Source organism: Streptomyces sp. NPDC046887 (genome assembly GCF_040644755.1).
GTDB lineage: Bacteria > Actinomycetota > Actinomycetes > Streptomycetales > Streptomycetaceae > Streptomyces > Streptomyces lichenis.
This window is the reverse complement of record NZ_JBEYXH010000056.1, coordinates 23783-33651: the sequence shown is the minus strand read 5'-3', so window position 1 is coordinate 33651 and position 9869 is coordinate 23783. Positions and strand designations below refer to the sequence as shown.

Annotated in this window: 10 protein-coding genes and 1 pseudogene; 7 read left to right on the top strand and 4 right to left on the bottom strand. The window is 71.2% G+C overall.

The features are described 5' to 3' along the window. Together ABZ945_RS31510 and ABZ945_RS31505 are read right to left on the bottom strand one after the other, a co-directional pair. Positions 1 to 848, bottom strand: a pseudogene (locus ABZ945_RS31510) (Fe-S oxidoreductase); the annotation flags it as partial. A gap of 140 nt (positions 849 to 988) precedes the next feature. Beyond that, positions 989 to 1681 (bottom strand): sugar transferase, encoded by a 693-nt coding sequence (locus ABZ945_RS31505; protein ID WP_361276621.1) that lies wholly within the window; start codon positions 1679 to 1681, stop codon positions 989 to 991. A gap of 334 nt (positions 1682 to 2015) precedes the next feature. Between ABZ945_RS31505 and dnaK the strand changes: the two genes are divergently transcribed. From dnaK to ABZ945_RS31480, 5 genes are all read left to right on the top strand, one after another. Then, positions 2016 to 3869: a molecular chaperone DnaK gene (dnaK, locus tag ABZ945_RS31500; RefSeq protein ID WP_361276618.1), complete on the top strand. Its 1854-nt coding sequence runs from the start codon at positions 2016 to 2018 to the stop codon at positions 3867 to 3869. After that, the gene (grpE, locus tag ABZ945_RS31495; protein WP_361276615.1) at positions 3866 to 4585 is read left to right on the top strand and encodes a nucleotide exchange factor GrpE; all 720 of its coding nucleotides are present in this window, start codon (positions 3866 to 3868) and stop codon (positions 4583 to 4585) included. The genes dnaK and grpE overlap by 4 nt, the downstream gene beginning before the upstream one ends. 105 nt (positions 4586 to 4690) lie before the next feature. Beyond that, positions 4691 to 5881 carry a molecular chaperone DnaJ gene (dnaJ, locus tag ABZ945_RS31490; protein ID WP_361276612.1) on the top strand — a complete coding sequence of 397 codons (1191 nt, stop codon included), beginning with the start codon at positions 4691 to 4693 and terminating at the stop codon, positions 5879 to 5881. A gap of 1 nt (position 5882) precedes the next feature. Next, positions 5883 to 6335, top strand: coding sequence for a helix-turn-helix domain-containing protein (locus tag ABZ945_RS31485; RefSeq protein ID WP_361276610.1), 453 nt, complete (start codon positions 5883 to 5885; stop codon positions 6333 to 6335). 130 nt (positions 6336 to 6465) lie between these two features. Continuing rightward, positions 6466 to 7371, top strand: coding sequence for a DUF4232 domain-containing protein (locus ABZ945_RS31480; protein WP_361276608.1), 906 nt, complete (start codon positions 6466 to 6468; stop codon positions 7369 to 7371). A gap of 11 nt (positions 7372 to 7382) precedes the next feature. On the opposite strand, the gene ABZ945_RS31475 is transcribed toward ABZ945_RS31480, so the two are convergent. Further along, the gene (locus ABZ945_RS31475; RefSeq protein WP_361276605.1) at positions 7383 to 8366 is read right to left on the bottom strand and encodes a helix-turn-helix transcriptional regulator; all 984 of its coding nucleotides are present in this window, start codon (positions 8364 to 8366) and stop codon (positions 7383 to 7385) included. A 131-nt stretch (positions 8367 to 8497) separates the two neighbouring features. Between ABZ945_RS31475 and ABZ945_RS31470 the strand changes: the two genes are divergently transcribed. Then, on the top strand, positions 8498 to 8851 hold the full coding sequence (locus tag ABZ945_RS31470) for a hypothetical protein (protein WP_361276602.1): 354 nt from the start codon (positions 8498 to 8500) through the stop codon (positions 8849 to 8851). Next, complete coding sequence (locus tag ABZ945_RS31465; protein WP_248635883.1) at positions 8848 to 9165, top strand: (2Fe-2S)-binding protein; 318 nt, start codon at positions 8848 to 8850, stop codon at positions 9163 to 9165. The genes ABZ945_RS31470 and ABZ945_RS31465 overlap by 4 nt, the downstream gene beginning before the upstream one ends. A 124-nt stretch (positions 9166 to 9289) precedes the next feature. Here the strand turns inward: ABZ945_RS31465 and ABZ945_RS31460 are convergent, their stop codons facing one another. Then, on the bottom strand, positions 9290 to 9703 hold the full coding sequence (locus tag ABZ945_RS31460; RefSeq protein WP_361276600.1) for a pyridoxamine 5'-phosphate oxidase family protein: 414 nt from the start codon (positions 9701 to 9703) through the stop codon (positions 9290 to 9292). Positions 9704 to 9869 lie beyond the last annotated feature (166 nt).

Sequence of the window (9869 nt, the reverse complement as noted above, 5' to 3'; positions counted from 1 at the left end):
CCCTCCTCCTCGTCGAAGACCGTCTCGAAGTCGATCTCCTTGCCCCGGCTGGTCATCGGCTGCAACGCGCCCAGGGCCACCGCGCCGTCGGCGTTGCGCTTGAACCAGATGTTCGGGAAACCGAGGAAACGGTGCCAGGCAACACCCATGTTGGTGTTCAGCGAGACGGTGATCATCCAGATCAGCGAGGTGCCGATCTTGATCATCGCGGTGAGGTAGATCAGCGTCTGGAGGGTGGGGATCGAGAGCCCCTTGAACGCGAGGACCAGCGGGTACGAGGCGAAGTACGCGGCCTCGTAGTGGTCCACGTGGTGGATGGCCCCTTCCAGGCCGCGCAGCACCCAGATCGCCAGGCCGATGACCAGGATGATGTATTCCACGAAGTAGGCCTGCCAGGCCTTGGAGCCGGCGAAGCGCGACTTGCGGCCGGCCCGGGAGGGCAGGCTGAGCAGCCGGATGCCGATCAGCGCGAGGATGCCCAGGATGGTCATCACGCCGATGAACTCGATGTACATCTCGAACGGCAGGAAGCCGCCGATGATCGGCAGTACCCAGTCGGCCTGGAAGAGCTGCCCGTACGCCTGGAGCAGGGTGGGCGGCAGGGTCAGGAAGCCGATCGCCACGAACCAGTGCGCGGCGCCGACGATCCCCCAGCGGTTCATCCGGGTGTGGCCGAGAAACTCCTTGACCAGGGTGATCGTCCTGGCTTTGGGGTCGTCGGTGCGGCTGCCCGCGGGCACGGGCTGGCCGAGCTTCACGAACCGGTAGATCTGCGCGACCGCTCGGGCGATGAGCGCGACGCCGACCACGGTCAGCGTCAGCGACACAATGATCGCGGCGAGTTGCATGGGGGCTCCTCGGGCCTGCGAGGTGGGGGATTCGACACGTGAGTCAGTACGTGAGTCGGTACTCACCAGTGTCGCCGCTCGGCAGGCGACCAGTGCACTACTAAGCGGTAACTTATTCGGTTCGTGCTGAGCGTACCCAGTTATGACGCCGGGCTGTAGCCGGGTACGCGGTGATCTGCGTCGCTCAGGTGACCCTGACCGCGTACACACCGCGACGGCCGCCGGAGCAGCCGCCTTGCCAGCAGCGCCAGGTCCATTCCCAGCCAATGGTGCTCGACGTAGTGCTGGTCCAGCAGCAGTGGCTCGTCCCAGGGGAGTTCGGAGCCGCGGGCGAGCTGGGCGGGTCCGGTCAGTCCGGGCCGCACCGAGTGGCGCCAGGGGAGGTGGGCGGCCGGGTCGTCCGGCGGCAGCGGCGCCGGGCCGACCAGCGCCAGCTCTCCCCGTACGACATGGGGCAGCCGGGAGAGCGCGTCCAGCCGCAGCCGGCGCACCGGCAGTGAGCGCAAAGTGAGCGGGGCGCCGCCGAGGCCGATCCGGGGCTCCCGGGCCAGGGTGCCGCCGGGTGGGCGCCGGGCGGCGACGGTCAGGGCCGCTGCGGCCAGCAGCGGGGCGAGCAGTGTCAGCAGTACGGCCGCGAGCGCGGCGTCCAGGATCCGTTTCAGGTCCGGCGGGCGCGCGGCGGTGGCGGGGACGGAGGCGGAAACGGGGGCGGGGGTGGCGGTGGCGGGGGCGGAGGCGGAAATGGGGACGGAGGCGGAAAGGGGGACGGGGGTGGCGGAAACGGGGATGGGGACGGCGGTGGGGGCGGGGGGCTCGGATGGGGAAGCGGTCATGAGGGATTTGCCCACTTTCCGTGGCTTTCCATACCGTTTGGTGCGTTCTGGCGAACGATCGCATGGGTACGGGTGGGCGGAGGGGTGGTCCCGGGTAGGCGGCGGGTCGTGGCGCACCGTCCGTACGCCTCCGCCGCGACGGAGCCGTCCGTACGGCTCCGGCTCCGCCGTGGCGTTTCCGGGTGGCCTTGTCCCTTGTGTACGGTGCCGCGAGGCGCGTATGCGCATAAGCCCTGGATAAAAGTTGAGTGGGGTCGGCTCAGGTCTGTTGACGGATGGCGATCCGTGTTGCATCCTTGAGCCTGTTGCACTCAAGTCAGCTGGAGGAATCGAAATGGCACGTGCGGTCGGCATCGACCTGGGCACGACTAACTCCGTCGTCAGCGTTCTCGAAGGCGGCGAGCCCACCGTCATCACCAACGCCGAGGGCGCCAGGACCACGCCGTCCGTCGTCGCCTTCGCCAAGAACGGCGAGGTGCTCGTCGGCGAGGTCGCCAAGCGCCAGGCGGTCACCAACGTCGACCGGACGATCCGTTCGGTCAAGCGCCACATGGGCACCGACTGGAAGATCGAGCTGGACGGGAAGAACTTCAACCCGCAGCAGATCAGCGCCTTCATCCTGCAGAAGCTGAAGCGCGACGCGGAGTCCTACCTGGGCGAGAAGGTGACCGACGCGGTCATCACCGTCCCGGCGTACTTCAACGACTCGGAGCGCCAGGCCACCAAGGAGGCCGGTGAGATCGCGGGCCTCAACGTCCTGCGCATCGTCAACGAGCCGACCGCAGCCGCGCTCGCGTACGGCATGGAGAAGGACGACCAGACCATCCTGGTCTTCGACCTCGGCGGCGGCACCTTCGACGTCTCGCTGCTGGAGATCGGCGACGGCGTGGTCGAGGTGAAGGCCACCAACGGCGACAACCACCTCGGTGGCGACGACTGGGACCAGCGGGTCGTGGACTACCTGGTCAAGCAGTTCCAGTCCGGCCACGGCGTGGACCTCGCCAAGGACAAGATGGCGCTCCAGCGCCTGCGTGAGGCCGCCGAGAAGGCGAAGATCGAGCTGTCCTCGTCCACCGAGACCACGATCAACCTGCCCTACATCACGGCCTCCGCCGAGGGCCCGCTGCACCTGGACGAGAAGCTCACCCGCGCCCAGTTCCAGCAGCTCACCTCGGACCTGCTGGACCGCTGCAAGACCCCGTTCCACAACGTCATCAAGGACGCCGGCATCCAGCTGTCCGAGATCGACCACGTGGTCCTGGTCGGCGGCTCCACCCGGATGCCGGCCGTCGCCGAGCTGGTCAAGGAGCTGACCGGCGGCAAGGACGCCAACAAGGGCGTCAACCCGGACGAGGTCGTCGCCATCGGCGCCACCCTCCAGGCCGGTGTGCTCAAGGGCGAGGTCAAGGACGTCCTGCTGCTCGACGTCACCCCGCTGTCCCTCGGTATCGAGACCAAGGGCGGCATCATGACCAAGCTGATCGAGCGCAACACCACGATCCCGACCAAGCGCTCGGAGATCTTCACCACGGCCGAGGACAACCAGCCGTCCGTGCAGATCCAGGTCTACCAGGGCGAGCGTGAGATCGCGGCGTACAACAAGAAGCTCGGGATGTTCGAGCTGACCGGTCTGCCGCCGGCCCCGCGCGGTGTGCCGCAGATCGAGGTCTCCTTCGACATCGACGCCAACGGCATCATGCACGTGACCGCGAAGGACCTCGGCACGGGCAAGGAGCAGAAGATGACCGTCACCGGCGGCTCCTCGCTCGCCAAGGACGAGGTCGACCGGATGCGCCAGGAGGCCGAGCAGTACGCGGAGGAGGACTCCCGCCGCCGCGAGTCGGCCGAGACCCGCAACCAGGCCGAGCAGCTCGTCTACCAGACCGAGAAGTTCCTCGCCGACAACGCGGAGAAGGTCCCCGGCGACGTCAAGACCGAGGTCGAGGAGGCGGTGACCGAGCTCAAGGAGAAGCTGAAGGGTGAGGACACCGCGGAGATCCGCACCGCGACGGAGAAGGTCGCGGCCGTCTCCCAGAAGCTCGGCCAGGCCATGTACGCCGACGCCCAGGCCCAGCAGGCCGCGGGTGGCGCGGCGGGCGAGCAGCCCGGCGCCCAGCCGCAGGGTGACGACGACGTGGTGGACGCGGAGATCGTCGACGACGAGAAGCCCAAGGGCGGTGCCGCATGACGGAGGAGACCCCGGGATTCGACGAGAAGCCCGACGTCCCCTCCGGCGCCACCCCCGACGGCGCCGCCGAGGCCGCCGAGAGCCCATCCTCGAAGCCCGCACCCGACGCCGCCGCCCCGGCGGCGGACGGGGGCGGCGCCGAGGAGGGCCCGGCGTCCCCGGCCGGGGACGCGGACCGCACGGCCGGCCTGACCGCTCAGCTGGACCAGGTCCGTACCGCGCTCGGCGAGCGCACCGCGGACCTCCAGCGGCTCCAGGCCGAGTACCAGAACTACCGCCGCCGGGTCGAGCGGGACCGGGTGCAGGTCAAGGAGATCGCCGTGGCGAACCTCCTGACCGAGCTGCTGCCGGTGCTGGACGACATCGGCCGGGCCCGGGAGCACGGCGAGCTGGTCGGCGGCTTCAAGTCGGTGGCCGAGTCGCTGGAGACGGTCGCCGCCAAGATGGGCCTGCAGCAGTTCGGCAAGGAGGGTGAGCCCTTCGACCCGACGGTCCACGAGGCGCTGATGCACTCCTACGCGCCGGATGTCACCGAGACGACCTGCGTCGCGATCCTGCAGCCCGGGTACCGGATCGGCGAGCGGACCATCCGCCCCGCGCGGGTCGCCGTCGCCGAGCCCCAGCCCGGCGCGGCCCCGGCGTCCAAGGACGCGACCGCCTCGGACGAGGCGCCGTCGGACTCGGGCGAGGAGAGCGGTGGCCCCGAGGAGGGCTGACGTATTGAGCGGTAGCAGCGGCGCCTGCGCCGTACGGGGTGCGGGCCGTGCAAGCGGCCCGCACCGCGCGGCGCACACAGGTGGTTTCCGGAAGGAGGGACGTCGATGAGCACGAAGGACTTCGTGGAGAAGGACTACTACAAGGTTCTCGGCGTCCCCAAGGACGCCACCGAGGCCGAGATCAAGAAGGCGTACCGGAAGCTCGCCCGCGAGTTCCACCCGGACGCCAACAAGGGCGACGCCGACGCCGAGACCCGCTTCAAGGAGGTCTCCGAGGCGAACGACGTCCTCGGCGACCCCAAGAAGCGCAAGGAGTACGACGAGGCCCGCGCGCTCTTCGGCAACGGCGGCTTCCGCCCGGGCGGCCCCGGCGGCGCCGGCGGCACGTTCAACTTCGACCTGGGCGACCTCTTCGGGGGCGCCCAGGGCGGCGGTGGCGGCGGCGCGGGCGGCGCGGGTGGTTTCGGCGGCGGCCTCGGGGACGTGTTCGGCGGGCTGTTCAACCGCGGCGGTACGGGCACCCGCACCCAGCCGCGGCGCGGCCAGGACGTCGAGTCCGAGGTGACGCTCAGCTTCACCGAGGCGGTGGACGGGGCCACGGTCCCGCTGCGGATGTCCAGCCAGCAGCCGTGCAAGGCCTGCTCCGGCACCGGCGACAAGAACGGCACGCCCCGGGTGTGCCCGACCTGCGTCGGCACCGGCCAGGTCTCCCGCGGCGGCAGCGGCTCGTTCTCGCTGACCGACCCCTGCCGCGACTGCAAGGGCCGCGGGCTGATCGCCCAGGACCCGTGCGAGGTCTGCAAGGGCAGCGGCCGCGCCAAGTCCTCGCACACCATGCAGGTCCGCATCCCGGCGGGCGTCTCCGACGGGCAGCGCATCCGGCTGCGCGGCAAGGGCGCCCCCGGCGAGCGCGGCGGACCGGCCGGCGACCTGTACGTGGTGGTCCATGTGGACACCCACCCGGTCTTCGGCCGCAAGGGCGACAACCTCACCGTCACGGTGCCGGTCTCGTACCCCGAGGCGGCGCTCGGCGGGGAGATCAAGGTGCCCACGCTCGGCGGGCCGCCGGTCACCCTGAAGATCCCGGCCGGCACCCCCAACGGCCGCACCATGCGGGCCCGCGGCAAGGGCGCGGTCCGCAAGGACGGCACCCGCGGGGACCTGCTGGTCACCGTCGAGGTGGCGGTGCCGGAGGAGCTGGACGACAAGGCGCGCGAGGCGCTGGAGACCTACCGGGAGGCCACAGCGGGCGAGGACCCGCGGGCCGCGCTGTTCCAGGCCGCGAAGGGGGCTTGAGGTGGACGGACGCCGTCGCAACCCGTACGAGCTGACCGACGAGACGCCGGTGTACGTCATCTCGGTCGCCGCGCAGCTCAGCGGGCTGCACCCGCAGACCCTGCGCCAGTACGACCGGCTGGGCCTGGTCTCCCCGGACCGCACCGCGGGCCGGGGCCGGCGCTACTCGGCCCGCGACATCCAGCTGCTCCGCCAGGTGCAGCAGCTGTCGCAGGACGAGGGCATCAACCTGGCCGGAATCAAGCGGATCATCGAGCTGGAGAACCAGGTCGCCGCCCTCCAGTCCCGGATCGCCGAGCTGAGCGCGGCGGTCGAGGGCGCGGCGGCGGCCATCCGCCAGCGCGAGGCCCAGGTGCACGCCTCCTACCGCCGCGACCTGGTCCCGTACCAGGACGTCCAACAGGCGAGCGCCCTGGTCGTCTGGCGCCCGCCCACCACCAAGCGCGGCGACTGACGCCCTTCGCGTACGCGTACGCACTCCTTGGCCCCCGGCTGGATCGCCCCCGGTCCGCCCGGGGGCCGCGGCGTTGCCGCCCCTCCCCGTACCGCCCTCCCGGCGCCACCGTGCGTGGCATGATCCGGTCATGCCTGCCGCCACCGGACCCGCCGACCATCCGCCGCCCGGCTCCCGCCCGCCCGCGCATCGCCCGCTCCGTGGCGCCCGGTGGTCCGCCGGGGTGCTGGGGGTGGTGGCGCTGGTGATCGGGGTGGGGCCGCTGCTGGCCGGATGCGACGACGAGACGGGCTCGGCTCCCCTGCCCGTACGCGAGGCGAGTCCGCCGGTAGGCGCCGGAAGTCCGTCCGGAGAAGCCGAGAGTCCGCCGGTAGGCGCCGGAAGTCCGTCCGGAGGAGCCGAGAGTCCGCCGGTAGGCGCCGGAAGTCCGTCCGGAGGAGCCGAGAGTCCGCCCGTAGGCGCCGGAAGCCCGTCCGTGGGCGCGGGGAGTCCTCCGGTACGCGCGGAGGGCCTCTCGCCCTCGCCGTACCCCACGCCGTACCCGCCGCCGTACGGCACTCCGCCGAGTCCGCCCGGCGGGGGCCCGGCGGAACCGGCGACCGGGCCGTGTCCGGCGGGCGGGGTGCGGGTGGCGACCGGAATGGTGAACGGGGCGATGGGGGTGCGCGCCATGGAGGTGTCGCTAACCAACTGCGGTGCCCGGCCGGTCCGGGTGAGCGGCTATCCGGTGGTGAAGGTGCTGGACGGGGCGTCCGCGCCCATGGAGTCGGTCACCGTCCACCAGGGGTCCGGCACGGACAGCGTGCACCGGCCGATGACGTTCCGCCTGAAGCCGGGGGAGCGGGCGGTCGCGGCGGCGGTCTGGCGCAACACGGTGACCCTCTCCGACCGCCCGGCCACCCAGGGCACCTATCTGGCCGTCACCCCGGTGCCGGGCGCCCCCGCGCAGCAGGTGCGCCCGGGCGACGGGGGCCCGCTCGACCTCGGCACCACCGATCGGGTGGAGGTCACCGCCTGGCGGCCGGCGGAGGAATAGCCCCCCGGCCGTCAGCCCGGGTCGCGCTCCAGCATCCCCGAGCGCGCGATCAGATAGCCGAGCTGGGTCCGGCTGCCGCTGCCCAGGACCGCGGCCAGCTTGGCGATATGGGCGCGGCAGGTGCGGACGTTCATCCCCAGCCGGCGCGCGATGGCCTCGTCCACATGGCCCTCGACCAGCAGCCGGGCGATGGACCGCTGCACCCCGCTGACGCCGTCCGACTTCAGGTCGTAGGGGATCTCCTCCTTCAGCGGCACGGCCAGCTGCCAGAACTGGTCGAAGACCCCGGCGAGGTAGGCCACCAGCCCGGGGTGGCGCAGTTCCAGCGCGATCTGCCGGTCGCTGCGGGCCGGCACGAACGCCACCTCGCGGTCGACGATGATCAGCCGGTCGATGATCTGCTCCAGGGTGCGCACCTCCACCTCGGGCCCGACGTGGTCGAGGTAGTTGAGCGTCAGCTCGGTGTGGCGCGCGGTGTGCTGGTAGAGCGTGCGCATCCGGATGCCCCGGTTCAGCAGCGGCTGGACCCGGCGCAGCGCCTCGCGCAGGGCGGTGGCCGGGCGGCCGCCGCCGGGCTGGACGGTGAGCAGTTCGCGTTCGCAGCCGGAGATGACCCGGTCCAGGGTGCTGTTGATCCGATGCAGACCCTCCAGCACGGTGATCGAGTGGGTCTCCGGCGCGTTCTGCGCGCTGATGGCCATGAACGGCTGGAACGCGTCGGACAGCTCGACCGTGCGCCGCCTGCGCTGGAGGATCTCGCGCTCGATCGGCTGGAGCAGTTGGGCCAGCGCGGACGAGGGCGGCACCGGCCGCAGCCACTGGGCGTCGTCCGGGTCGGGGTGGAGCAGGGCGAGATCGAGCAGGCAGGGCGTCTTGAGCGCCTCTGACCGGGAGATTCTTCCCGTGCGCAAGGCGGTCGCGTACAGCTCGGATCCGACCGGGCACAGCTCCGTATGCGAATGGGGGTGGTCTGGTTGGTCCGCTTCTATCCCCATTTGTTCACCCCCAGGCTCCTGCATCTCAGGAACATGATGCCTGGCGTAGGTGGTGGAAACGTGGAGAGTGAGAAATCGTCTTATCCGCGGGGGTTGGAGAAGACGTTGCCTTCAAGTGAGGTTGCTCGGTGATGATCAAGAGACTCATGCGTGCAGCGGCCGCTGCTGCCGTCATCGGCGCGGGCGCCATAGGCGTCCTGGGGGCGGCCGAGGGTACCGGTTCGTACGCGGTCGACAGTGTGGTGGCCCAGCAGCAGGATCCCGGCTGGCACCGGACCCCCACGTCCGGGGCGCAGGACCCGGGCTGGCACACCGCTCCCGCGTCGGCGCGGCAGGACCCGGGCTGGTCCACCGCTCCGGCCGTGGTCCAGGATCCCGGCTGGCACCGGACCCCCACGTCCGGGCAGCTCGACCCGGGCTGGCACACCGCTCCCGCGGTCGCCACGGCCGTGACCGACCCCGGCTGGCACGTCCTCAGCGCATGAACGTGCCCGACGACTCGCGCTTCCGGCGTGAGATGGCGTCCGCCTACCGTTCCGGGTGGCATTTCATCGACCTCGTCACGGCGGTGCCGCACCGTGGCGATTCGTTGATGGTCACCCTCTTCGGTGAGCCGATCGTCATCACCCGCGGGGACGACGAGGACATCCGAGCGTACCGCTGCCTGCGCCGGCCCCGAGGGGCCCCGCAACCCGTCCGCTGTGCCATCCGGTACGGCATGATCTTCGTCAACCTCGACCAGCGTGACCACGAGCTGGTCGAGCCGGAGACCACCACCGCCACCCCCCGCAGTGCCTGAGCGATTCCCCCGTCGTTGTCGATCGCTCAGGTGCTTCCCCCACACAACGGCGCCATCGTGACCTGAACACGATGGCGCCGTTGTGCTGTCCGTGCTGTCCGCGTTTCGCGGTGCCTTACGCGGCTCAGGTGCGGCCCATCGCCCGGGTCAGGGTGATCTCGATGACCACCCGGTCCGGGTTCGGGGAGGGCGTACGCCCGTAGCGGGCCGTGTACCGCTCGACCGCGTACGCGACCTCCTCCGGCTCGGCCCGGATCCGTGCCACGCCCTCCAGCGTCGCCCAGTGCCGCCCGGCCACCTGGCAGAGGGCCGCCCGTGCCCCGTCCGGGCCCGCGGCCAGCACATTGGCGACCTTGCGGCTGTGCCGGTTGGCGATCACCCGCGCGATGCCGCGCTCGCCGTCCTCGGGCGCGTAGGTCCCGCCCACCGCCACCACATGCGGAGTGCCGTCCGGCCGGGGCGTGGTGAGGGTGCACACGTGGTACTCGCGCCAGAAGGCGAGGAAGGTCTCGCCGGGGTCGCGGAGATCGACTGCCATGCCGGTGAACCTACCGCCGGGAGCCTGGCCGTCCCGCCCCGGCCGGTGCCCCTCACACCTACGGGTCCGGCCTGGGACTCCTGTGGATCCGCTCTTGAGTGGAATACACTCAACTTTGTAGACGCTGAGATAGTCAGTGCCACCGCGTGGGCATGAGCGCATGAGC